This window comes from Corynebacterium sp. KPL2850, assembly GCF_040225855.1.
GTDB lineage: Bacteria > Actinomycetota > Actinomycetes > Mycobacteriales > Mycobacteriaceae > Corynebacterium.
In genome coordinates this window covers 35,668-57,240 of record NZ_JBEHFV010000016.1, presented here as the reverse complement: position 1 = coordinate 57,240, position 21,573 = coordinate 35,668, and the positions used below count along the sequence as shown (strand labels likewise).

Here is a 21,573-nt window from a genome sequence, read left to right as displayed (position 1 = left end):
AATGGCCGTAGCCTTTCCCGCCCGCTTCGACAAATACCTATAAACCTAGCCCCACACACAAACAACTTGACACGCTCACGATTGACAGGGTAGAGCCTCGAAGCATCTCCGCTTCCACGGAAAAGAAAGCCACGAGACCGCTAATAATCCAAGCTAAGTGAAACCTCACTGCTGCAATCGTGAGAACGCTGTTCCCTTGTTCAGTAGCCCAGCGCGAGGAGTAAAGCACTCCTACCGCAGAAATTCCTGCGCCTACAGCTAGAGCGAAACCCAGATAAGACTGGGGTGAACTGCTTCCCGTTCCTAGGAGGAAAAAACATAGAGCCAGAACCACTACTGCAGTTGTTGACACCAATGAACTGCTGAGTCTTCTGGCCGACCAAGTCATTATTACTGCGACAATAAAAGGGCCGACTCCTGTTTCGATGACACTTGCTGCAGTGGGCTGCATCAAAGTAGTGGAAACATAGAATAAGCAGAAAGCGCCCGCAGTAAACAGATTGAGGCTTGCTGCAGTTGTCATTTTCATGGGGGGATGCGGTGTTTCCGTAGCTCGGTATTTTCTACGATAAAACGCTAAATAGACCACTGTGGAGATAATCGCCGCGATAAGAAACGCTGAAAACGTAGTAAAAGTAGATAGCTCTGGGTCTACTTGGGCTCCGACTATCGCAGTGCCGATTCCTTGCCATAGGACAGCTAGGGCTACGATAACCGCCCCTACACCTGGTTTATTGGACTGGATCATAAAACCTTACCCTCAAAATCCGTAAAGTTAACTTAATAGGTGCTGTTGCAAAGTTGGGCGGAGAGCAGCGAAGACTCAGTTTCTCATTCCCTGATGGCCGCTGCGTGTGGGCGTTGTTAGGCCATCTCGAAGACCCGGTTGACGATCACCGCGTCCGGGTTCGGTTGCCCGTAGGCAAACATCGCGCCTTGCCCTTTCCGGAATGAGTGCATCGCCTCCATCTCTTTCAACGTCCGATATGCAGATGTCCGGTTCTTAAACGCGCCTTTTGGCCTGAGGATCCGCTTCAGCCGACCATGGTCGCCTTCCAGGATGTTGTTGAGGTATTTCACCTGCTGGTGTTCCACTGTTGGCGGGCAGATTCCCTCTGACTTCAACTCGGCGATTGCCCTGGCTAGTGAGGGTGCTTTATCGGTGTTGATCACTCTGGGATACCCGGCTGACGCATTGGATCTGAGGGCCTTGGCTAGGAAACGCTTCGCTGCGGCCACGTTCTGCTTCGGAGAGAGGTAAAAGTCCAGGGTCTGACCACCGGCGGTGATCGTCCGATAGAGATAGCACCACCTGCCGCCGACGCGGATATAGGTCTCATCCACCCGCCAGGAACTGGCCTGCCAGTCAGGTACCTGCCGGTACCACCGTGTTTGCTTGTCCAGCTCAGGCGCGTATTTCTGGACCCAGCGGTAGATCGTGGTGTGATCGACCGGCACGCCCCGCTGAAGTCATCATTTCCTCCACAGCGCGGTAGCTCACCCCGTAGCGGCAGTACCACCGCACTGCCCACAGAATGATGTCACGGGGAAATGACGACCGGAGAAGATACTCATGGCTGTGATTATTTCACGTCGCTCTTCTTACTGCCCCAACTTTGCAACAGCACCCAGCAACCTAAAGTCAACACACCCCCAACAAACCCACCCACGAAGTTGACAACCTATATAGGAACATCCTCTCGCTCTAGCCGTTTTCGAGCAGCCCAAGGAGCCGTTCGCGCAGCTCATTTTTCCGCTCCACCACCGCGGAATCTTCGCTGCCGCTGCGCGGGCGGGGCAAGCCCACTTCAATGTCCTCGATGATGGTGGCCTCTGGACCCGGTGACATCACCAAAATGTGGTCCGAGAGCAATACCGCCTCATCCACGTCGTGGGTGACCATGACCACCGTGCGGCGGTTTTCTTCCCACACGTTGAGCAGCAGCGACTGCAGCTGGCGGCGGGTAAGCGCATCCAGTGCGCCGAACGGCTCATCGAGCAATAAGATATCCGAGCCAATGGCAAAGGCGCGCGCCAAACCGACGCGCTGCTGCATGCCTCCGGATAACCGCGACGGGCGCCGGTCGGCCGCATGGCCCAGGCTGACCTCGTCGAGGAAGTCCTGCGCAATCTGGGTGCGCTCAGCCTTGGATAGCTCCGGGCGGGCCGAGCGCAGCCCGAACTCGATATTCCCGCGCGCCGTCATCCACGGCAGGAGCGCGTGGTTCTGAAATACCACGCCGCGGTCTGGGCCTGGGCCGGTCACGGCCTCGCCTCGCGCGCGCACCTCGCCGGTAGAGGGAAATGCCAGGCCCGCGATCATATTCAGCATGGTGGACTTGCCGGAGCCCGATGGCCCCAGCAGGGACACGAACTCGCCCTCCCCAATAGATACTGAGGTATCCCCAATGATCTTGGTTGGGCCGTAGCTTTTGGTAATACCAGCAAATTCGATATGGGCATTAGTCATAGCGCACCACTTTCTGCAGGGAAGCAACGAGGTAATCCAGGGCCAATCCGATGACACCAATAAGCACGATGACCACGACGATGGCGTCAATATCGAGGCGGTTCCACATATTCCAGACAAAGAAACCGACGCCTTGGCCGCCGACGAGCATTTCCGCGGCCACGATGACCAACCAGGCGGTCGATAGCGATTGCCGCATGCCGGTGATAATCCCCGGCAGCGCAGCCGGCCCGACGATGTAGAGGAGCTGTTGCATCCGGTTTGTGCCGAGCGTGGCCGCCAGGTTCTTATACGTGGGGTGAATCCCGCGGACCGCCTCGATGGTATTGAGCAGCGTCGGCCACAAGGCAGAGAGGATAATGACGAAGACGGCGGTATTTTCGGCATCGCGAAGCAGCGCCAGGCCTAGTGGCAGCCATGCCAGCGGGGACACGGGGCGCAGGATTTGGACAAAGGGATCCGTCGCGCGGCGGAAGGTGGCAGAAGAACCCAACCAAAAGCCCAGCGGAATAGCAATCGCCATGGCGATGACAAAGCCAATGAGCACGCGGCGCAGGGAGGCCACCATGTGCCAAAAGATGCCCACCGAGGCCGGCCCATCCCGGTAGGAGGGATCAGAAAGGATCTCTACGGCCCTATCCCAGGTACGCGCGGGAGTGGGGGCGATATCGGAAAGCCAGCCCGCAGCCGCGACCGCCTGCCAGATGGCGATGAAGGCAATGAAAAGCGCAATACCCAGGCCTATTGCCTTCCACGGGCTCTCCCGCCGCTTCTTCCGGCTGGCGGTGCGGCCCGAATGGAGCGCTGCGGTGTGAGTGCCAGTGGAGTGCGCTGTGCTGGTGCTAGTGCTGTGATTTTTCAGTGTGGTCATAAGCGTGGGGGTCCTTAACGCTGGTATCCGGCGGTGGGGTGCAGGGGATCGAAGGTATGGCCGTTGATTTCCACTGGGTCCGTAGTGAGATCGGCCTCGCGCGGCAAGACGGATTTTGTGACGTCTATGAGCGCTTGATCATCCATCGGCATTGCCGTTCCGCCCAGATCCCAGCGGGCCATTTGGGCGGCCATCCACGTAATTGCGGTGGCAGAGGTGCTGCCGCCGAACTTAATCATCTGTGGATCCACCATGTCCTTGCCGTCCCAGGTGGTGTAGTTTCCGGCCAGCGCCCGCGAGATCAGCTCTTCCTTCTGATTCAGGTACTTCTCCTTGGCCAGCATGGAGGCCGATTCGTGGACGTGGTGCGGGCTATCGACGTACTGCGCGCCTTCGTGCAGCGCCGCGACTACGCGGTCGCGCACGTCCCGGTCCACTTCCTTTGCCACGGCCACCGAGCAGCACGGGTGGTTATCCCACATCTGGCGGGTGGGAACAAAGGCGCGGCCTGAGCCGGTAGTTAGGGCGCGCTGGTTGAAGGGCTCTGGGCCAATGAAGCCGTCGATAGTACCTACCGAAAGTTGCGCCACCATATCGGCCGGGCGCAACAGGCGCAGCTCCACATCAGAGACCGGATCCACCCCGCCGGCCACGAGGTAATCGCGCAGCAAGAGGGCATGCACGGAGTATTCAAAAGGAATGCCTAGCACCATGCCCTCGAGGTCCGCGGGCCGCGACACGGTATCCAGGTGGGAGGTGGACAAGGTCAGTGCCTGCCCGTTGGTGTTTTGCGTAAAGGCCAATTCGGTGGGCCGGGAGGCATTGGTAGCCCCGGCATCGATGGCCAGCGGCATGGGCGAGAGCATGTGCGCCACGTCTAAGGCGCCGGTGGCATAGGCGGTCCAGAGATCCGCCCACCCCGCGAATTTGCGCAGCTCAACGTTGAGGCCCTGCTTTGCGAAGGCACCCAAGCCATCGGCTGCAACCAACGGTGACGCGCACGCGATGGGCACGAATCCGATGGTGAGGGTTTCCCCGCCCTGCCCAGATTTTCCGGACTGGGCGTTGCTTTCCTGCCGCGGCGAGGAGCATGCAGATAGCATCTGCGAGCCTACTGCTACCCCACCCATTGCCACTGCACTGCGCAGTATCTGCCGTCGCGACAGCTTCCGATTGTGAACCATGCGTTCTTTCTTAACTAGACCAAGTGGTTTATTCAGAATGAACCTAGGCTAGGTACACTATGGTGTCAATTTCTAAATTCACAGGTCAGCAAATGCGGTGCACACATTTATATTCACTCTAGACCTGGCATTCTCTACAAAATAGACCCCTCGTTCTAGATTTATATTCGCCTTCGCGTTACCATGGCGCCATCAGTTAATAAACATCTGATACAAGGAGCAATTTAATGTCTGATCTCACCCCGAACCACAAAGAAGGCGACGCTCTCGAGCCCATCGACGGCGAGAAGCTCAACGACCTAGCACAGAAGAACATCGACAACCCGGAGGGTGCCAAGAAGCACGTCCGCACCCACACCGAGGCTGACGGTTTCTTCCGCAATAACACCACCGTGCGCGACCACACCATCAAGGTGGGCGAGCCTTTGCCACTGCTTGGCGATGACTCCGCACCCAACCCCACCGAGGTCGCCCAGGCCGGTCTTGGCGCCTGCATCAACGTTGGCATCCAGGCCATCGCTCAGCACCGCGGCGTTACCCTGACCAAGCTGGAGCTCGACATCGTTGGCGACATCGACCTCTCCCCAACCTGGGGCGTTGGTGACTTGGGCGAGGACAAGCGCCCGGGCGTTTCCGACGTCAACGTTAAGGTCGACATCGACGGCGACGCCGACCAGGAGACCCTGCAGAAGATCGTGGACGACGCCATCAAGTGGTCCCCGGTTGTTAATACCTACACCCGCCCGGCCAACCTCACCCACGAGTTGGTCTAAGGTTTAGATAGACAAAAGCGCCTGGCAAGTGCCAGGCGCTTTTCATATGCTTTAGGAGCAACTACAGGTGCTTCCACGATTCCCGCAGGCGCTCGAACCACCATTCGCGGCGGTCGGCCGGCGCGGCTAGGTCAGATAGGCGGTCCGGTTCTGGGGCGAGGATCTCGGCGCGCAGGTGGCCGTCGCGTATCCGGCGCGGCGCGGTGACATCTTCTTCGAAAAGGCTGCCCGTGGCCAGGCCTGCTGCGGCCGGAGTGACGTCGATGTCCTCGTCGTCATAGATTTGCGGCAACGCCGCCACTGCCGCCAAGCCCATATTGATGCCAATAGAAGTATCCAGCGCCGAGGCCACCGTAATATCCATGTGCCGCTCGCGCAGGTGCTGTGCCACCTCGAGGACGCGGCGCACCCCGCCCAGCGGCGCGGGTTTCACCACCGCTACATCTGCCGCCTGCAGATCCGCCACGCGGTACGGATCCTCCACCTTGCGAATGGATTCATCCGCGGCCACGCGCACAAAAAGCCCGTTGCGCATGAGCTGCCTGCGCACCTCCACCAGTTCTTCCGCGCTCGCGCAGGGTTGTTCCATATAATCCAGCGGCATGAGCGCCTGGGCTGCCTCTACCGCCTCGGCTACGCTCCAGCCGCCATTGGCATCCACGCGCAGCACCGGGATAACGCCCCGGGCACTCACGTGTTCGCGGACGGCGTGGACGCGCGCGATGTCATCGGCAAGCGTCTGGCCCTTCTCCGCCACCTTGATCTTGAACGTCCGGCAGCCGGGATAGCGATCCACAATCGCCGGGACCTCGCTGGCGGGAACGGCGGGAATGGTGGCATTGACCTCTACCCACTCGCGAACGGGCTTAGGAAAGCCCTCGTAAGCGGCCTCCAGCCCGGCGTGCAGCCACGCGGCCGATTCCGCGGGCCCGTATTCCAGGAACGGCGCAAATTCACCCCAACCGGCAGGCCCATCAATGAGCAGCGCCTCCCGCGTGGTGATGCCGCGAAACTTCACGGCCAGCGGGAGGGAGACTACGTGGGCGCGGTCGAGAACGTCATCTATGTTCATAGGTTCATAGTACTTATCTTATTTATGAGTGCTACATTAAATACGTAAGTGGTTATAACCGGAATGAAGGTTCTGCGATGCTGTACCTCTTGATAGCCCTGGCAGCGCTTGCGGCCGTGGTCTACCTTATCTACAAAAAGTCCACGCTGCGGCGGCAATTTTCTCAGTAGGTGTCGTCCTACTCATGCTCGCCGCGCTTACCGGCCGCGCCGAGTTTAGAACCGTCGATATCGACGCTACCGGCAATTCCTTCTATGACCAGCTCTTGGTAGTAGACGCCCTTTTCAAAGAGCGCTTTTCCGGCATCGGCATGGCCATCATGGTGCTATTTGGTTTCGTGTCATATATGCACCACATCGGCGCCGATGCCAAGGCGGTGGTGATTCTCTCCTCCCCTCTCAAGCGCTTTGAAGGTTCCTATTGGTTGGTCCCAGTCGGCTTCCTCATCGGTAGCCTCCTATCGCTGGTGGTTCCCTCCGCCTCTGCACTCTCATTGCTGTTGGTCGCAACGCTGCTTCCAGCGCTTATCGCCGCGGGGCTTACTCCCCTGACCGTTGCCGCAATCGTCGTCACATCGTCTACGATCATGCCAACTCCCCTAGAAGCGGGACTTATTCAAGGTGCTGCGCTTACAGATATGCCGGTGACGGAATTCGTCTTCGGCTCAGTAGCGTATGCGGCCATACCAACCTTGGTGATAACCGCCTTTGTACACATGTGGTGGCAACGCCGCTGCGATAAAAAAGAAGCAGATACCGCAGGGTTTGCAGATGGTGAGAATGCGTCCTTGGCAGATACCGAAGAATCCATTGCGCGTGCTTCTTCCCTCCCCGGCTATTACGCAGTTCTGCCATTACTGCCGCTCTTGCTCATCGTGATATCAGCCATCCTGAACCAGCTTGGCGTTCTTTCCTTCGAGGCGGGAATCCTGCCAGTTACCGTGACGTCACTATTTATTGCGATGCTCATCGAATCCATCCGCAAGCGCACGGTTACCGGCGCCATCGATTCCACCGCTACCTTCTTCAAAGGAATGGGTGAGGGCGCGGCTGGCGTCGTCGCTCTTCTGGTGGCCGCTGCTGTATTGGTAGAAGGCATCACGCAGATGGGCGTCATTGACATGCTTATCAACGTGGCGCAGGATTCTTCGGGTGCCGCAATCACGCTCGTGCTGATCTTCGTCGCCGCCACGGCTGCCATGGCCGCGCTCACCGGTTCCGGCACCGCACCCTACTTTGCCTTCGCGGAGGCGGTGCCCGATTTGGCTGCGCAGACCTCGATCCACGCACCGCAGATGCTCACTGCCATCTGGGGAACCTCAAACCTCATGCGCCAGGTTTCGCCGGTCAACGCTGCGGTACTCATCGTGTCCGGGGCCATTAACGTCAATCCCATCCGGCTGGTCAAGCGCACTGCCGTGCCGATGATCGTTGCGACCGTGCTCAACACGCTCTTTGCCTTCATGTTTATCGGGTAACTCAAGAAAACCATTGACCCCAGCCCCCACCCCGGCTAGGTTGGTTCCTACCTACCCTGAAGGAGGAACCATGTTACTGGCAGAGGCATTAGCAGAGCGTGCGCAGGCACAGGAACGGCTCAATGAGCTGCGCGAGCGCCTGCTCTCCGTCGTGCGCGTGCAGGAGGGCGATACCCCGGATGAGGATCCGGCCGAGCTTTTGCGCGAGTTGGAGGGCATTACCGGGCGCATCGATAAGCTCGTGCAGGCCATCAATGCCACGAACGTGGCCACCGATTTTGACGGCGAGAAGAACCTGATGCAGGCACTTGCGCTTCGCGATGGCCTCGTGCGCACCCGCCGCATCTACCACGACCTCGCCCAGGCCGCGGGCGCGCGCCAGGACCGCTACTCCCGCGCGGAGATTAAGTTCGTGGCCACGCTTCCGGTAGCAGAGCTGCGCAAACGGGTCGATGACCTGTCCAAGCAGTACCGGGAGCTTGATACCCGGATCCAGCAGTTGAACTGGAATACGGAACTGATAACTCCATAGCGAAGCTTTAGTCATGCCACGCCGCGCGCGTGGCGGTAGCCTTTACGCACATGCAGCGAGTATGCCCCGCCTTCGAGGGGAAATTCGAGGACATCTAGGCACCCTTTGGCGTTAAAGGGTTGAGGAAGTTCGAGTCTTCCCACCGTATAGATGACCGCGCCAGCATAGGGCACACGGGTACATTGCGGGATAACCCCTCGCAGTTATTGAGTATCGATTATTACCAGCATGCTGGGCAGTGCGTAGAGGTGAGGGTTGGGAATGGGGACTAAACTTTTTCGCGCCCACTATGCTGGGCGCTATGAGCGAGCAGAAGAAATACAGCACCGAAAATCCGTTCCGCGAGGAATTGTGGCGCCCGGTTGAGGGCTTTGGGGATCTCACGGACGTCACCTATCACCGGCTGGCGGCGGATGGTCGGAAGAATGGCATCGTGCGCATCGCCATCGACAGGCCGGAGGTGCGCAATGCCTTCCGGCCGCACACCGTGGATGAGCTGTATCGCACCTTGGATCACGCCCGCCGCACCCCGGACGTGGGCACGATCTTGCTCACCGGCAATGGGCCCTCGCAAAAGGATGGCGGCTGGGCGTTTTGTTCCGGCGGCGACCAGCGCATTCGCGGCCGTTCCGGATACCGTTACGCCACCGAGCACGCCCACGATGATGCGACGGCGGATGAATCCAGCGTCGATGAGGCCCGCGCCAAGGTCGAAGGCGGCCGCCTGCACATCCTGGAGGTCCAGCGGCTTATCCGCACCATGCCCAAGGTGGTTATCGCCGTGGTCAATGGGTGGGCCGCCGGCGGCGGGCACTCGCTGCACGTGGTCTGCGATATGACCGTGGCCTCCCGCCAGGAGGCGCGCTTTAAGCAGACGGATGCGGACGTCGGATCCTTCGATGCAGGCTATGGCTCGGCCTATCTGGCCAAGATGGTGGGCCAGAAATTCGCCCGCGAGATCTTCTTTTTGGGCCGCACCTACGATGCCCAGCGCATGTATGAGATGGGCGCGGTCAATGAGGTCGCAGACCACGGCGAACTGGAGGACGCCGCCATCCGCATGGGCCAGGAAATCAACATGAAATCCCCCACCGCCCAGCGCATGCTGAAATTCGCGTTCAACCTTACCGATGATGGCCTGATGGGCCAGCAGGTCTTCGCCGGCGAGGCCACCCGCCTGGCCTATATGACCGACGAGGCCGTTGAGGGAAAGCAATCCTTCCTGGACAAGCGCGAGCCCAACTGGGACGAGTTCCCGTACTACTACTAAGGAGTGCCCCGCACCGTGCTCATCGCATTTTGTATCCTGCTCGCGGTCCTCGCCGTCGCGGGCGTACTCGGCTCGCGCGTGTGGATGCTGCGCCGCATTAAAGAGGCCGAGGCCAATAACGAGCGGCCCTTTGATCAGGAGGACAGGTACCGCTGATTCCCGCATCGACTCACCCCGGCCGCAACCCGGGTTTGTCCTGCCGTGGCCTTAAGATCTAATGCCGTGACTATCCTCGCCCCCTTGCCCGTCGATCCACACGATCCCGCGGCCATCCTGCCGGACCTCGAATCCGCCATTGCCGGTAGGTCCTGCTTTTTGCCGCTGCCGCTTGCCGATGCCACCCGCGCCACCCTCCTGTGCAATTCCCAACGCGCCGGTGAGCCCATCGCCGAGGACATCGCACTCGTGGTTTCCACTTCAGGGTCCACCGGCACCCCAAAGGGCGCGCAATTAACGCCGGCCAACCTGGTGGCCAGCGCCGATGCCACCCACCAGGTCCTCGGCGGCCCTGGGCAATGGCTCTTGGCGATGCCCGCCCACCACATCGCCGGCATCCAGGTCCTCATCCGTTCCCTGGTGGCCGGGGTGAATCCGCTCTGCCTCGATCTCAGCGCGGGCTTTGATATCTCAGCCTTCGCCCGCGCCGCCGCGGAGCTCTCCCGCACCGGTGATCGCACCTACACCGCGCTCACCCCGCTGCAGCTGGCCAAAGCCATGGATGTGCCGGAGGGCATCGATGCGCTCCAAAGTTTCGATGCCATCTTGGTGGGCGGTGCCGCCATCCACCCGCGCCTGCACGCCGCGGCCACGGAGCGCGGCATTCACATCACCACCACCTACGGTTCCTCCGAGACCGCCGGCGGCTGCGTCTACGATGGCCGCCCCCTGCCCGGTACGACGGCCCGCGTCCAGGACGGCCGCATTTTACTGGGCGGGCCCACCATCGCGCGGGGCTACCGCAATGCCCCGAGCCACGAGGCATTTCCCGGAAACGGGTGGTTCGCCACTTCCGATGCCGGCGTCATCGAAAATGGCATCCTCACCGTCACCGGCCGTCTCGATAATGTCATCGACTCCGGCGGGCTGAAGCTGCACCCAGAAGTCTTGGAACGCGAGATCCTCCGCGTGCCGGGCGTTGCCGAGGCGTGCGTCGTTGGCATCCCGCACCCGCGGCTGGGCCAGGCCATCGTGGCCGCCTATACCGGTAAGGCCGAGCTTGGCGATATCTTCGAAGCCTTCGAAGACGCCGACCTCCCCCGCTGGCAGCTGCCTAAGGACTTAAAGCGCCTCGCGGACTTTCCCACCACCGGCCCCGGCAAGATCGATCGCCAGGCCGTTGCCGCCCTCTTTAGCGCCTAACCTCCACCGCGGGCCCCGGCCTCGACTCCGGCCCCGGCTTCCTGATTGCTAAACGCTGCCAGCCCAGTGGCACAATGGTGGCTATGACTTCATCAGCCGGTAATTATTCCGCTACCGCACAGGATTGGATCAATGGCGCCCGCCCGCATACGTGGGCTAATGCCTTCGCACCCGTAATCGCCGGTACGGGCGCGGCCTTCGGCATTAATAGCGGGCATATCGGCCGCGCGGTGCTCGCGCTCATCGTGGCGTGGGCGCTTATCATCGGCGTGAACTATGCCAACGACTATTCCGATGGTATCCGCGGTACCGATGATGACCGCACCGGCCCGCAGCGCCTGACCGGCAGCGGGCTTGCGCAGCCGCGCCACGTGAAATACGCCGCGTTTGGGTGCTTTGCCGTCGCCGGCCTGGCCGGAATCACCCTGTCGCTGGCTGCTGGTGCCTGGTGGCTCATCCTCATCGGTGCGCTGTGCATCGCCGGCGCGTGGTTTTATACCGGCGGCAAGAACCCCTACGGCTACCGCGGCCTGGGCGAGGTCGCCGTCTTTATATTCTTCGGACTCGTCGCCGTGCTGGGCACCGAATTTACCCAAGCCGGCCGCATTTCCTGGACGGGCCTGGCCCTGGCCATCGGCATCGGCGCCATGAGCTCCGGGGTAAACCTTGTCAATAATATCCGCGATATCCCCTCCGATACCGAGGCCGGCAAGATCACCCTAGCGGTGCGGCTAGGCAATAAGAACGCCCGCCTGCTCTTTACCGGCCTGCTACTCTTGCCCTTCGTGCTCACCATCGCGGTTGCCTTCGGCAGCTGGCTCGCGCTCGCTGGTCTGGTCTACTTCCCGTTTGCACTCCGCGCGGTGCGCACCGTCAATCGCGGCGCCACCGGAGCCGAGCTCATCCCCGTGCTGGGGCTGACCGGGCGCGCCATGCTCATCTGGGCAGTCATCGAGGCCATCGCCGTCGCCCTGGTCTAGGCCTCTAGGCTTGCGCGCCTAGGCCTCCGCGCGGCCTTCCAATTCGGCCTGTACCCAACGCTTGTGCGCCTTGCGTTGCGCGGAGTATTCCGCCAACGTCTGCGTGGCCTCGATGCGCCAATTTTTAAAAATCAGCATCGATAGCGGCAGGGCGACAAAGAGCGCTAGCAGCGCTGCCACGAGGACGGGGATGGGGAAACCAATCGCTACCGCCAGCAGCTCGATGACCGCGGTGAGCGCGATAAAAAGCACCACGCGCGCGAGCCCGTATTTCCATAGCGCCTTGCGGGAGCGACGGCGCAGTTCGGGGTCCGGTTTTGGTGGCTCAGGGTTGTGCGTCATGGGGGTCGATTGTACGCCGTACAGGTAGAATAATCTGCATGGGTCGACTAATCCTCCTACTGCTTTTGTCCTCGCCGCCTACCTGGTGTGGAAGGCCTTTGGGCCATCATCCTGGAAGTCCCGCCAGGTTGAAGAACAACCGCGTTCCATCAAGGGCCCCGATGATGACGAGGAATTCCTGTGGAACCTGGAAAAGGAGCGCTTCAAGCAGCGCCGCAAGCAGGAGGCCGAGGAAGAAAAACGCCGCCAGCGCCGCACTCGCGACGCCGACGGCAACAATGGTTCAAAGGGCCAAGACGACAACCAGGATTAATCCTTTGGCACGAACCGCATCTCCAAGCCCAGCGCTTCTGCCACGGCGGTAACCTTTTCCCACCGCACGCCTGCCCCACCGTGCTCGATGGTGTGGAGGGTGGAGCGGGAGATGTGGGCGGCATCGGCAAGCTGCTGCTGGACGATGCCCAACTCACGCCGCCGTTGCGCAATCTGCGCGCCCAAGCCCAAGATGAGCTCGTTATCGCCGGCGGGCTTTCCCTGCTTATTGCGCGGGCTATGGTTGGTGGCCATTTAGTTCAGCCCCGCATAGGAGTGCAGGCCGGAGACCACCATATTGATGAAGAAGAGGTTGAAGATCATCACGGCCGTAGCCAAGATATTGATCCACGGCGCGGCCTTGCGGAAGGCCGGGGTCGCACGCGCGTGCAGGTAGGCCGCATAGAGGATCCAAGTGGCAAAAGACACGGTTTCCTTCGGGTCCCAGCCCCAAGGCCGGCCCCACGCGGATTCTGCCCAAATGGCGCCCAAGATGATGCCTAGGCCCAAGGTGGGCAGGGTGATAACGCCCAAGCGATACGCCAGGCGGTCAATCTTCGCCGCGGACGGCAGCGGGTAAGCCAGCGCGCCAAAGAGGCCGCGCTCCGCGTTCTTTGGCTGCCACTGGCGCAACAGGCTCAAAAGCGAGGCGATGCCGGACACGATGCCGATGGACGCGCCCAAGGACACCACCGTGACGTGGATGGGCAGCCAGTGCGACTGCAGCGCCGGCACCACCGGTGCGGAATCCGCATAGAGCTTGGTGGAACCGTAAAACATCAGCGCTAGCACCGGGGTGAGGATCCACGGCCAGACCGTGCGCCATTCCTTGCGCTGCATGGCGATATTGCCCACTAGCAGCACGCCGAAGCACACCATCAACACGTATTCGTAGAGGTTGCCAAACGGGAAACGGCCCGTGGCCAGCCCGCGCAGCACGATGGCCGCGGCGTGCAAAGCAATGCCCACCCACATCAGCGAGGTGGTCATGCCGCCTAGCTTATCCAGCTTGCGTTCCTTTTCCGCGACTTTGTCTTCACTCGAGGTTGCGGCCGCAGAGGCGGCCTCAGCCTCGTAATCGGTGTTGGCGGCTGCTGCGCCCGTGCCAGTGGCGGCGTCAGAGCCGGTGGCAGCTCCGGTGGCGGTCCCGGCAGCGGCGCCGGCCTCAGCCCCTGCGCCGACCAATACCTTGGACGCCTCCGAGCGGCCCGCGCGCCGCGCCTCGATGAGGCTGCGAATGCGGCCGTAGTACAACAGCGACATAAATAGCGCGACGCAGTACACCACGAATGCGGTCTGCACCGCGAGATCCGAGAAGTTCGACAGATTCTGATCGATCTGCAAGGGAGTCCACCTAGCCTTCACACGTGCGGGATAATGCTGAATACCTTACTCATGCACACAGCGGGATCCAACTATAGTTGGATTAATCATCAGTATAGAGTTTGTCTTCTTCCACCTCATCTGGATCCGGAAGCTCCAAGAGCGCGCGGTGCAGCTCATGGAATTCCTCGGACCAGCCGGCGCGGTCGGTGCGGGCGAGACCACCCATCTCGATGGTAGTACCGCCGGCGGAATCCGGCCGCAGGCGAATATAGACGCGGCGGCGCTTAATCATCAACGAGGCCACCAGGGATACCAACATGATCAGCGCGGATGCCAGCACCCACTTCTGGAATGGGTCATAGGAGACCTGGTAATTGGCAAACTCGTTGGCGCCGTTGAAGGTGATCTTGGTGCCATCGTCAAGCGTGACGTCATCGCCTTGGCTCAGGTTCACGCGGTCGATCTTCTGCAGCTGCCCGGAGTGTACGAGGCTTGAATCCAGCGAAAAGAGGGACTGCGGGGTACCGGTATCGAGGCCAGCATCGCCGCGGTAAATATCGACCGCCAGCGCCGGATCATTCAGGCCCGGGTGAGAGGACTGCAAAAGCTTGCCGTTCTCACCGCTCCACTCGGCCGTCGGGGCGAAAAGGCCCTGGATGGCCAACTGGTTTTGGCGGCGCTCGAAAAGATCCGGGTACATGCCCGCCGGCGGGTCAAAGCGCAGCACGCCCGAAGACAGGAAGAAGGTCGTGTCAGTGGGCTGGAATTGAATGGTCTGCGTGCGCTTTTCACCATCCGGCCACTCCACGGTCACCGTCGGCGCATAGCCGTGGCCCTGCAGGTAGACGCGGTTTTGTGCCAGGCGCAGCGGATGGTTGACCTTGAGCTCGTAGTCCTTCCATTCGGAAGGATCCTTATAAATATCGTCGCCTTCCGCATAAGAGACATTGGAGGTAAACATCTCCGCCTGGCCATTGGGCAGGTACTTCGCGGTGAAGTCATGCGCGGTCATGCAGAAGGGGTGGAGCCCGGTGCCATCGAAAAGCGGCCCTGCCCGGAAGGAGTCAAAGTTCGAGGTGGAGGTATTACAGAACTCCGTGGACTGCTCCAGCGAGGTATTGCCGCCCTGCGAGCCGGATTCCGTAACCACGATGACCTGACCCTCGTAGTTGACCAGGCGGCCGGCGGCCACAGTGACCAGAATGGCCACCAACGCGACGTGGAAGATGAGGTTGGCCAGCTCGCGGCCGTAACCGCGCTCGGCGGAAAAGGCGTGCACCCCAGCGCGGTCCTTATCCGGGGTGTACTCGGCCACGCGCCACTTTTTCAGGCGCTTGTGGATCTCCGCGCTGAGTTCTTCCTCGCTCTTATCCGAATGCCCCTCGGCGCTCAGCGGCAGGCGGTGCAGGTACTTCGGCGCGCGCGTGGGCTGCGTGCGCCACGCCTTGTAGTGATCGATGGAGCGCGGGATGATGCAGCCGATGAGCGAGACCGCCAACAGCAGGAAGATGGCTTGGAACCAGATGGAGGAAAAGACATCAAAAAGCTGCAGCTTATCGTAGATTTCCGCTACGGTGCCATTGGATTCGATGAACTCCTGCACGTTCTGCTCGTTCAGATCGCGCTGCGGCAAGAGGGAGCCGGGGATGGCGGCGAGCGCCAGCAGGAATAGCAGGGCTAGCGCGGTGCGCATGCTGGTAAGCCAGCGCCAGGCTTTGCGGATATATTTCACGTTTCTCCTAAATGAGGGTTGCGCCGTAGTCCACGGTCCATTTCTGGATATAGGAAATAAACTCGCCCCACAGGCCGGTAATCAGGGCAAGGCCTACGAGGATCATCGCCACGCCGCCGATAATCTGAATGGTGCGCGAGTGCTTGCGGGCCCACGAGATGGTGCGCATCGCCCGCGCGGACCCCAGCGCCACCAGCAGAAACGGCAGGCCAAGGCCCAGACAATAACCCACGATGAGCAAGGCGCCGCGGGCTGCGGTCACGCCTTCGGTGCCGGCGGAAATGGACACAATCGCCGCCAGCGTGGGCCCCAGGCACGGCGTCCAGCCCAGCGCGAAAACGCCGCCCAAAAGCGGCGCGCCCAGCCACGTGGTCCAGCGCTTCGGCGCCAGGCGGGTGTCTTTCTGCAGCGCCGGAATCGCACCCAGGAAAACCACGCCCATCAAGATGGTGACGCCGCCGCCCACGCGCATCAGCGTATCGGCGTTGAGCGTGAGCGCAGAAATTGCGCCAAAGACCGAGACCGTCGCCAGCACAAAGACCACGGTAAAGCCCAAGATGAACAGCGCTGCCGCCAGCACGACGGCCCATTGCCTACGCTTGCCGACGCCCACCCCCAGCTTCTCGTCATAGCTCACCTCACCGCCAACCACGCTGGCGAGGTAGGAGATATAGCCGGGCACCAGCGGGATGACGCAGGGGCTGGCAAAGCTGACAAGACCCGCCAGAGCCGCGGCGAGGATGCCGAGGATCAACGGGCCGGAGGTGGCAGCCTCGGCAAACGAACCGCCGATATTTGCTGCGTAATCCATTTATTCCTTTTCTAACTTATCCACAACATCCATCACGTCATCGGTAGTGATGGACCGCAAGAAAACGGTAGCCGGACGGTGTTGCTTATCCAAGACGATCGTGGTCGGCACCACGGACGTAGGCACGCCGCCGAGCGCCGCGGCCGTCTTAAACGGCGGGTCATAGATGGAGGGGTACTCCAGGCCGTTATCGTCCAAGAAGTCATTGGATACCTGCGGGTTATAGTCGCGCACGTTGATGCCTAAGACCGTACCCAGGTCGCGTTTTTGCAGCTCTGCGTGCACCGCCTGCAGGTCATCGGCCTCAGCGCGGCACGGCGCGCACCACTGGCCCCAAGAATTCAAGACCACGACTTGGCCCTCGTAATCGTCCAAAGAAATGGTCTTATCCGTATCGCGGACATCGGCGCCGCTGAAGCTGCGCAGCGGTTTCCTATCGGCTTCCTCGTAGTGGATTTCCCGCTCCCCACCCGGGGAGATGAATTCAAACTCGCCGCCGGTAGCCACCGCGTTTTGTGCATTGTCGGCGTCCTGCGTACAGGCGGTCAAGGTCAGGGCGGTTATAGAAAGCGCGGCTGCCACAACGCGCGTTGCCGCACGGGTGCGTGTGCGTGCCATTAAATCTCCTGCGCCGGCGAGGAATAGAAGATATCGGTGACCTGGTTATCCTCAAAAAGCAGCGAGGTTACCGAGGCCAACGCGCACTCGCGGTTCCACGGCGCATGCGGCAGGCGCTGGCCCAGCACCGTGCGCTGCACCATCACGATGGGCAGCTGGTGGCTCACCAGCACGGCCTCGTGGCCTTCTGCCGCGGTATGCGCGCGGTCGACCGCACCGAGCATGCGCTCGGCGATGCCCTCATACGCCTCACCCCACGACGGCTCCAGCGGGTTAGTCAGCTTGGGCCAGTGCCGCGGGTTCCACAGCGCCGATCGCAGGCCCTTGGTGCGCAAGCCCTCGAATTGGTTGCCGGACTCAATGAGCGTCTTATCGACGTCCACATTTAACCCCGTCACCTGCGCAATCGGCCGCGCCGTTTCCTGCGCGCGCTGCAGCGGCGAGGCCGCCAAATAGGTCACATCATGATCGCGGAAGCTTTCCGCCGTCCGCGCGGCCATGGAATGCCCGCGCGAGGATAGGTGATAGCCCGGAATGCGCCCGTACAGAATCTTGCCCGGGTTGTGTACCTCGCCATGGCGCACGAGGTGAACGATGGTGCGTGTCATGTCTCTCCTTGTTGAGCAGGCCTAATTGTGCAGACCTAGTTGCGCAGACCTTGTTGCGCAGATCTTATTGTGCGGGACGCGCTGCGGCCGCGGCCTTCGCGGCGGGCTTGAGGGCGGCATCGATGCGCTCAAAGTCGGCATCGCCAAGTGCATCAGAGACGAACCAAGTCTCGAACGCGCTCGGTGCCACGTAGATGCCGTTTTCAAGCAACGCGTGGAAGAACGGGGCAAAGCGGAAGTTCTCCGCGGCCTGCATGTCCGCGAAGTTGCGGCCCTCGCCCTCTGCAAAGCGAATGGAGAACATGGATGCCGCGCGCTGAATGTGGTGCGCCACGCCCTCGGCCTCCAGCGCGGAAGAAATCATCGCGCCGAGCTGGTCGGCCTTTTCTTGCAGGCGGGGGTAGAGGGATTCATCGGCAAGCTGCAGCGACTTCAGGCCCGAGGCCATCGCCACCGGATTACCGGACAAGGTGCCCGCCTGGTAGACCGGACCATCCGGCGCCAGGTAGTCCATGACCTCGGCGCGACCGCCAAAGGCCGCAGCCGGCAAGCCACCGGAAACCACCTTGCCAAAGGTCACCAAGTCCGCCGCCACGCCATCGACGCCGTACCAGCCCTTATACGAGGTGCGGAAGCCGGTCATAACCTCGTCGAGGATGAGCAGGGCGCCATCGGCATGCGCAATTTCCTTCAGCGCCGCGTTGAAGCCCTCATTCGGGGCCACGGTGCCCATATTGCCGGCAGAGGCCTCCGCAATGATGCAGGCAATCTGGCCCTCGTTCTCTGCGAAGGCCTCGCGCACCGCATCCAGATCGTTATAAGGAACGACGATGGTGTCCTTCGCCGTCGCACCCGTAACGCCCGGCGAATCCGGCAGGCCGAACGTCGCCACGCCCGAGCCCGCCGATGCCAACAACGCATCCACGTGCCCGTGGTAGCAACCCTCAAACTTCAGCACCTTTGCGCGGCCGGTGTAACCTCGGGCCAAACGCACCGCCGACATGGTCGCCTCCGTACCGGAGTTAACCATGCGCACCTTATCAGCCGCGGTGCGCTTTACGATTTCCTCCGCCAGCAGCGCCTCACCCTCTGTCGGCGTGCCAAAACTCAGCCCGCCGGTGGCAGCCCGCTGCACGGCCTCGACGATTTCCGGGTGCGCGTTGCCGTGGATCATCGGGCCGTAGGAGCTTACGAGGTCGACGTACTCATTGCCGTCGACATCCCACAGGCGCGATCCCTCGCCCCGCTCAATCACGCGGGCCTGGCCGCCCACGGAGCCGAAAGCGCGCACCGGCGAGTTCACCCCACCCGGGATCACTTTGGAGGAACGCTCGAACCACTGTTGCGACTGGGAAGTATTAGGCATGTCTGTCATTCTAGCGACTCGCGCGCCATACAAAAGTTTGACTGTGCATGTCGGTGGAATTCACAGCAACCCACTAAGCTTTCCCGCGTTTCCGTGATACGTCATAGAAACGGCGTTCCCGCTGAGATGGCACACTGGGGAGGTATGAAGATCGCATTTTTAGGAACCGGACGCATGGGCACCGAGCTTGCCCGCCACCTACTATCTGAGCACGAGCTGACGGTGTGGAACCGCACCGCTGAGCGCGCACAACCGCTCGTGGATGAGGGCGCGGCGCGCGCCGATACCCCTGCCGCGGCCATCGAGGGCGCCGAGGTCATCATCACCTCCCTCTTCGGCCCCGATCAGATCCGCGAGGTGATCATCGAGCCACAGCTTATCCCCGAGGGCATTACCTGGATCGACACCACCACCGTCTCGCCTGACGATGCCCGCGAGTTCGCCGCCGCCGTCAACTCCTACGTCCACTCCCCCGTCGTGGGCTCGCTGGGGCCGGCACGCGAGGGCAACCTGGGCGTTTATGTCGGCACGCCCGACGATGACCGCCGCGAGGTCGCCCTCGGCCTTGCCGAGGCCTGGGCCGGCGAAGAGAAGCTGATTGGGGTGGAAACGGCGGCGACGGCGGCCATCGGCAAGCTGCTGGCCAACCTTGCCCTAGCCGTGACCGCCGAAGGCCTGCTCGAAGCCCTGCAACTCGGCGAATCCGAGGGGCTCGATTCCGAGGTCATCCTGCAGATGCTCGACATCACCGGCCTGTCGTTCATGTCGAATATGAAAGGCCCCTTCATCACCGGCGAACGCAATACCGACCCCGGCGATTTCACCGTCGACGCCCTGGCCAAGGACGCCAAGCTCATGGAGAAGACCTCCGATAAGCCCCTGCCCGCCGTATCCGCTGCCATCGAGCGCTTCGCCGAGATGCAGGACATGGGCCACGGGAACCAGGACTTCTCATCCATCTTCGTTTTCCGCAATAAGGGCTAGTTATTCACATGTCGCGTCAACGAACCGCGGCCTTTTAGCGCTTTTCGGGCGAGTTATCCACAGGCTGCGCTCGCGCGCCGCGCTTTAGTTGCGCTATCACCTTAAGCTGCGGGGCATGACAGCACTTCAGGCATACCTCGCGGCCCTGGCGCCCGGCATCGACATCGTCGCCGGGTGCACAGGCATGTCCGCCCGCGAGCTGCGCGCGGCCGGTGCGCCGAATCGTACGGCGCGCACGCTGCTCACGCTTGCCGATGCCTTCTTCTCCCCCACCTCCTTTTCCCGGCAACAACGCCGCGCCGTGGCCGCCGCTCGCGAACGCGCCCACGCGCTGCCAACGCTCGAGGTCATCGAGCGCTACGCCACTCGCGCCAAGACCAAGCGCCAGGCATGGCAGCTGCGGGTGGAGCTCTGCCGCACCGCCGCGGATACCGATGAGATGGAAAAGCTCGCGCGCAAGAAGCTGCGCGAGATTAATCCGCCCACCCCGCCGCGCCCCGGCGTGCGCATTCGCCGCCGCAAGGATGCGCCGTGGACGCTCGCGATTACCGGGCCCTCCGCCCTCATCGCTGACTTGGAGTCCAACTTGGACGAAAATGCACCCTTAGACTCCGTCGCGGGGCTTTTCTCCGGCTCCGCCGCCCCGCACCCCACGGTGACGACCAATGCGATCATCACGCTCGACGAGCTCGACCGCATCATCGATGGCGACGGCGAAGAAATCACCATCCAACTCACCAACGGCGCGCGGCTCACCGGCGCCGAATTGGTCGCGCGCACCCTTTCCGAGCGCGGCCTTATCACCCTCGTGCATCCCTTCGAGGGCGCGGTAAACCTCTACCGCACCGAGCGCATGGCCAACGAGAAACAGCGGCTCATGGCCGCCGCCGAAAATCCCGTCTGCCCGTGGCCGCGGTGCAACTATCCCGCGGATAAGTGCCAAATCCACCACCTGGAAGCCTGGCAGCACGGCGGGGATACCAATATGGCCAACCTTGCGGCCTGCTGCCCGTACCACAACGGCGTCAACGACGATGACCCGAATGCACCGCCACGCCGCGGTCGCCTCGCCCGCAGACGCGGGCGGGTGGTGTGGCAACCACCATGGGCCGACGCCGTGCCCGGCCCCGGCGCCGAACCCTAGCACTCGCACCCAGCCCCGGCCCCGGCCGCTATTCCCGGCCGAGGATTAAGCCTGCGCGCATCCCAGGTATCCGCGTGCGTGCTAGGTTTCCGCACGCGCGGAATCGCCCACACCGCGCTTATTCAGGCAGCAGTAATTCTGCTGCCTGTTTAGGCATGCCCAAATCCGCCTCGCTGCTTATTCGAATCGCGTCGCGGTTCAGCCGAGCCACCGCCGGTGATTCTTAACAACCGGCAGCGTTAACCGCGGCTGGCGGCAACTGCTGGCGGCACTAGCTGCGGCCGACGCTGGCTTCCGGTGGTGCTAGCCACAGGTGACGCTAGGTTCTAGGCCTAGCTGCGG

The 21,573-nt window shown here is 61.7% G+C and carries 21 protein-coding genes and 3 pseudogenes; 10 read left to right on the top strand and 14 right to left on the bottom strand.

Features of this window, described 5'->3' with window-relative positions; translation table 11 throughout:
* Positions 1-37 precede the first annotated feature (37 nt).
* From ABRP93_RS06950 to ABRP93_RS06930, 5 genes and pseudogenes are all read right to left on the bottom strand, one after another.
* Positions 38-748, bottom strand: coding sequence for a hypothetical protein (locus tag ABRP93_RS06950; protein ID WP_349887425.1), 711 nt, complete (start codon positions 746-748; stop codon positions 38-40).
* A gap of 116 nt (positions 749-864) precedes the next feature.
* Positions 865-1,575, bottom strand: a pseudogene (locus tag ABRP93_RS06945) (IS6 family transposase).
* A 130-nt stretch (positions 1,576-1,705) separates the two neighbouring features.
* Complete coding sequence (locus ABRP93_RS06940) at positions 1,706-2,470, bottom strand: ABC transporter ATP-binding protein (protein ID WP_349887423.1); 765 nt, start codon at positions 2,468-2,470, stop codon at positions 1,706-1,708.
* Complete coding sequence (locus ABRP93_RS06935; RefSeq protein ID WP_349887421.1) at positions 2,463-3,341, bottom strand: ABC transporter permease; 879 nt, start codon at positions 3,339-3,341, stop codon at positions 2,463-2,465. The genes ABRP93_RS06940 and ABRP93_RS06935 overlap by 8 nt, the downstream gene beginning before the upstream one ends.
* Before the next feature lie 14 nt (positions 3,342-3,355).
* Positions 3,356-4,525 (bottom strand): ABC transporter substrate-binding protein, encoded by a 1,170-nt coding sequence (locus tag ABRP93_RS06930; protein ID WP_349887420.1) that lies wholly within the window; start codon positions 4,523-4,525, stop codon positions 3,356-3,358.
* 227 nt (positions 4,526-4,752) lie between these two features.
* On the opposite strand from ABRP93_RS06930, the gene ABRP93_RS06925 reads away from it, so the two are divergent.
* The gene (locus ABRP93_RS06925; RefSeq protein WP_349887418.1) at positions 4,753-5,298 is read left to right on the top strand and encodes an OsmC family protein; all 546 of its coding nucleotides are present in this window, start codon (positions 4,753-4,755) and stop codon (positions 5,296-5,298) included.
* A 61-nt stretch (positions 5,299-5,359) separates the two neighbouring features.
* Here ABRP93_RS06925 and ABRP93_RS06920 read toward each other — a convergent pair whose 3' ends face one another.
* Positions 5,360-6,370, bottom strand: a complete 1,011-nt coding sequence (locus ABRP93_RS06920; RefSeq protein ID WP_349887416.1) for an o-succinylbenzoate synthase — start codon at positions 6,368-6,370, stop codon at positions 5,360-5,362.
* Positions 6,371-6,447: 77 nt separating this feature from the next.
* On the opposite strand from ABRP93_RS06920, the pseudogene dcuC reads away from it, so the two are divergent.
* The 6 genes and pseudogenes from dcuC to ABRP93_RS06890 all read left to right on the top strand — a co-directional run bounded on the left by dcuC (position 6,448) and on the right by ABRP93_RS06890 (position 11,988).
* Positions 6,448-7,847 (top strand): annotated as a pseudogene (gene dcuC, locus ABRP93_RS06915) (C4-dicarboxylate transporter DcuC).
* A 70-nt stretch (positions 7,848-7,917) separates the two neighbouring features.
* Complete coding sequence (locus ABRP93_RS06910; RefSeq protein WP_284628522.1) at positions 7,918-8,379, top strand: DIP1984 family protein; 462 nt, start codon at positions 7,918-7,920, stop codon at positions 8,377-8,379.
* A gap of 301 nt (positions 8,380-8,680) precedes the next feature.
* Positions 8,681-9,649: a 1,4-dihydroxy-2-naphthoyl-CoA synthase gene (locus ABRP93_RS06905; RefSeq protein WP_034653771.1), complete on the top strand. Its 969-nt coding sequence runs from the start codon at positions 8,681-8,683 to the stop codon at positions 9,647-9,649.
* A 15-nt stretch (positions 9,650-9,664) separates the two neighbouring features.
* Complete coding sequence (locus ABRP93_RS06900; protein ID WP_349887414.1) at positions 9,665-9,805, top strand: hypothetical protein; 141 nt, start codon at positions 9,665-9,667, stop codon at positions 9,803-9,805.
* Between the two features lie 66 nt (positions 9,806-9,871).
* Entirely contained in the window at positions 9,872-11,008 is a 1,137-nt protein-coding gene (menE, locus tag ABRP93_RS06895; protein ID WP_349887412.1) for an o-succinylbenzoate--CoA ligase, read from the top strand.
* 74 nt (positions 11,009-11,082) lie between these two features.
* Positions 11,083-11,988, top strand: a complete 906-nt coding sequence (locus tag ABRP93_RS06890; protein WP_349887410.1) for a 1,4-dihydroxy-2-naphthoate polyprenyltransferase — start codon at positions 11,083-11,085, stop codon at positions 11,986-11,988.
* Positions 11,989-12,006: 18 nt separating this feature from the next.
* Here the strand turns inward: ABRP93_RS06890 and ABRP93_RS06885 are convergent, their stop codons facing one another.
* Complete coding sequence (locus tag ABRP93_RS06885) at positions 12,007-12,330, bottom strand: DUF4229 domain-containing protein (RefSeq protein ID WP_349887408.1); 324 nt, start codon at positions 12,328-12,330, stop codon at positions 12,007-12,009.
* Between the two features lie 38 nt (positions 12,331-12,368).
* Here ABRP93_RS06885 and ABRP93_RS06880 point away from each other — a divergent pair.
* Positions 12,369-12,643, top strand: a pseudogene (locus ABRP93_RS06880) (hypothetical protein).
* Here ABRP93_RS06880 and ABRP93_RS06875 read toward each other — a convergent pair.
* The 7 genes from ABRP93_RS06875 to hemL form a co-directional block, all read right to left on the bottom strand.
* A complete protein-coding gene (locus tag ABRP93_RS06875) occupies positions 12,640-12,897 on the bottom strand; it encodes a helix-turn-helix domain-containing protein (RefSeq protein ID WP_239268805.1) in 258 nt (85 codons plus the stop codon). The pseudogene ABRP93_RS06880 and the gene ABRP93_RS06875 overlap by 4 nt on opposite strands.
* Positions 12,898-13,986, bottom strand: coding sequence for a c-type cytochrome biogenesis protein CcsB (gene ccsB, locus ABRP93_RS06870; RefSeq protein WP_349887406.1), 1,089 nt, complete (start codon positions 13,984-13,986; stop codon positions 12,898-12,900).
* 82 nt (positions 13,987-14,068) lie between these two features.
* On the bottom strand, positions 14,069-15,700 hold the full coding sequence (locus tag ABRP93_RS06865; protein ID WP_349887404.1) for a cytochrome c biogenesis protein ResB: 1,632 nt from the start codon (positions 15,698-15,700) through the stop codon (positions 14,069-14,071).
* A gap of 7 nt (positions 15,701-15,707) precedes the next feature.
* Positions 15,708-16,511 carry a cytochrome c biogenesis CcdA family protein gene (locus ABRP93_RS06860; protein ID WP_298693955.1) on the bottom strand — a complete coding sequence of 268 codons (804 nt, stop codon included), beginning with the start codon at positions 16,509-16,511 and terminating at the stop codon, positions 15,708-15,710.
* The gene (locus ABRP93_RS06855) at positions 16,512-17,129 is read right to left on the bottom strand and encodes a TlpA disulfide reductase family protein (protein ID WP_349867593.1); all 618 of its coding nucleotides are present in this window, start codon (positions 17,127-17,129) and stop codon (positions 16,512-16,514) included.
* Positions 17,129-17,737, bottom strand: coding sequence for a histidine phosphatase family protein (locus tag ABRP93_RS06850; protein ID WP_023025111.1), 609 nt, complete (start codon positions 17,735-17,737; stop codon positions 17,129-17,131). Before ABRP93_RS06850 ends, ABRP93_RS06855 begins: the two co-directional genes overlap by 1 nt.
* A 64-nt stretch (positions 17,738-17,801) precedes the next feature.
* Complete coding sequence (gene hemL, locus ABRP93_RS06845) at positions 17,802-19,112, bottom strand: glutamate-1-semialdehyde 2,1-aminomutase (protein WP_349887402.1); 1,311 nt, start codon at positions 19,110-19,112, stop codon at positions 17,802-17,804.
* Positions 19,113-19,247: 135 nt separating this feature from the next.
* Between hemL and ABRP93_RS06840 the strand changes: the two genes are divergently transcribed.
* Both ABRP93_RS06840 and ABRP93_RS06835 read left to right on the top strand, forming a co-directional pair.
* Positions 19,248-20,087 (top strand): NAD(P)-dependent oxidoreductase, encoded by an 840-nt coding sequence (locus ABRP93_RS06840; RefSeq protein WP_349853359.1) that lies wholly within the window; start codon positions 19,248-19,250, stop codon positions 20,085-20,087.
* Positions 20,088-20,202: 115 nt separating this feature from the next.
* A complete protein-coding gene (locus ABRP93_RS06835) occupies positions 20,203-21,231 on the top strand; it encodes an HNH endonuclease signature motif containing protein (protein WP_349887400.1) in 1,029 nt (342 codons plus the stop codon).
* The last annotated feature ends 342 nt before the right edge of the window (positions 21,232-21,573 follow it).

Bases quoted from the DNA above. Each gene is read 5' to 3' on its own strand.
- ABRP93_RS06950 (WP_349887425.1), bottom strand. From the start codon at position 748: ATGATCCAGTCCAATAAACCAGGTGTAGGGGCGGTTATCGTAGCCCTA.
- ABRP93_RS06940 (WP_349887423.1), bottom strand. From the start codon at position 2,470: ATGACTAATGCCCATATCGAATTTGCTGGTATTACCAAAAGCTACGGC.
- ABRP93_RS06935 (WP_349887421.1), bottom strand. From the start codon at position 3,341: ATGACCACACTGAAAAATCACAGCACTAGCACCAGCACAGCGCACTCC.
- ABRP93_RS06930 (WP_349887420.1), bottom strand. From the start codon at position 4,525: ATGGTTCACAATCGGAAGCTGTCGCGACGGCAGATACTGCGCAGTGCA.
- ABRP93_RS06925 (WP_349887418.1), top strand. From the start codon at position 4,753: ATGTCTGATCTCACCCCGAACCACAAAGAAGGCGACGCTCTCGAGCCC.
- ABRP93_RS06920 (WP_349887416.1), bottom strand. From the start codon at position 6,370: ATGAACATAGATGACGTTCTCGACCGCGCCCACGTAGTCTCCCTCCCG.
- ABRP93_RS06910 (WP_284628522.1), top strand. From the start codon at position 7,918: ATGTTACTGGCAGAGGCATTAGCAGAGCGTGCGCAGGCACAGGAACGG.
- ABRP93_RS06905 (WP_034653771.1), top strand. From the start codon at position 8,681: ATGAGCGAGCAGAAGAAATACAGCACCGAAAATCCGTTCCGCGAGGAA.
- ABRP93_RS06890 (WP_349887410.1), top strand. From the start codon at position 11,083: ATGGTGGCTATGACTTCATCAGCCGGTAATTATTCCGCTACCGCACAG.
- ABRP93_RS06885 (WP_349887408.1), bottom strand. From the start codon at position 12,330: ATGACGCACAACCCTGAGCCACCAAAACCGGACCCCGAACTGCGCCGT.
- ABRP93_RS06875 (WP_239268805.1), bottom strand. From the start codon at position 12,897: ATGGCCACCAACCATAGCCCGCGCAATAAGCAGGGAAAGCCCGCCGGC.
- ABRP93_RS06860 (WP_298693955.1), bottom strand. From the start codon at position 16,511: ATGGATTACGCAGCAAATATCGGCGGTTCGTTTGCCGAGGCTGCCACC.
- ABRP93_RS06855 (WP_349867593.1), bottom strand. From the start codon at position 17,129: ATGGCACGCACACGCACCCGTGCGGCAACGCGCGTTGTGGCAGCCGCG.
- ABRP93_RS06850 (WP_023025111.1), bottom strand. From the start codon at position 17,737: ATGACACGCACCATCGTTCACCTCGTGCGCCATGGCGAGGTACACAAC.
- hemL (WP_349887402.1), bottom strand. From the start codon at position 19,112: ATGACAGACATGCCTAATACTTCCCAGTCGCAACAGTGGTTCGAGCGT.
- ABRP93_RS06840 (WP_349853359.1), top strand. From the start codon at position 19,248: ATGAAGATCGCATTTTTAGGAACCGGACGCATGGGCACCGAGCTTGCC.
- ABRP93_RS06835 (WP_349887400.1), top strand. From the start codon at position 20,203: ATGACAGCACTTCAGGCATACCTCGCGGCCCTGGCGCCCGGCATCGAC.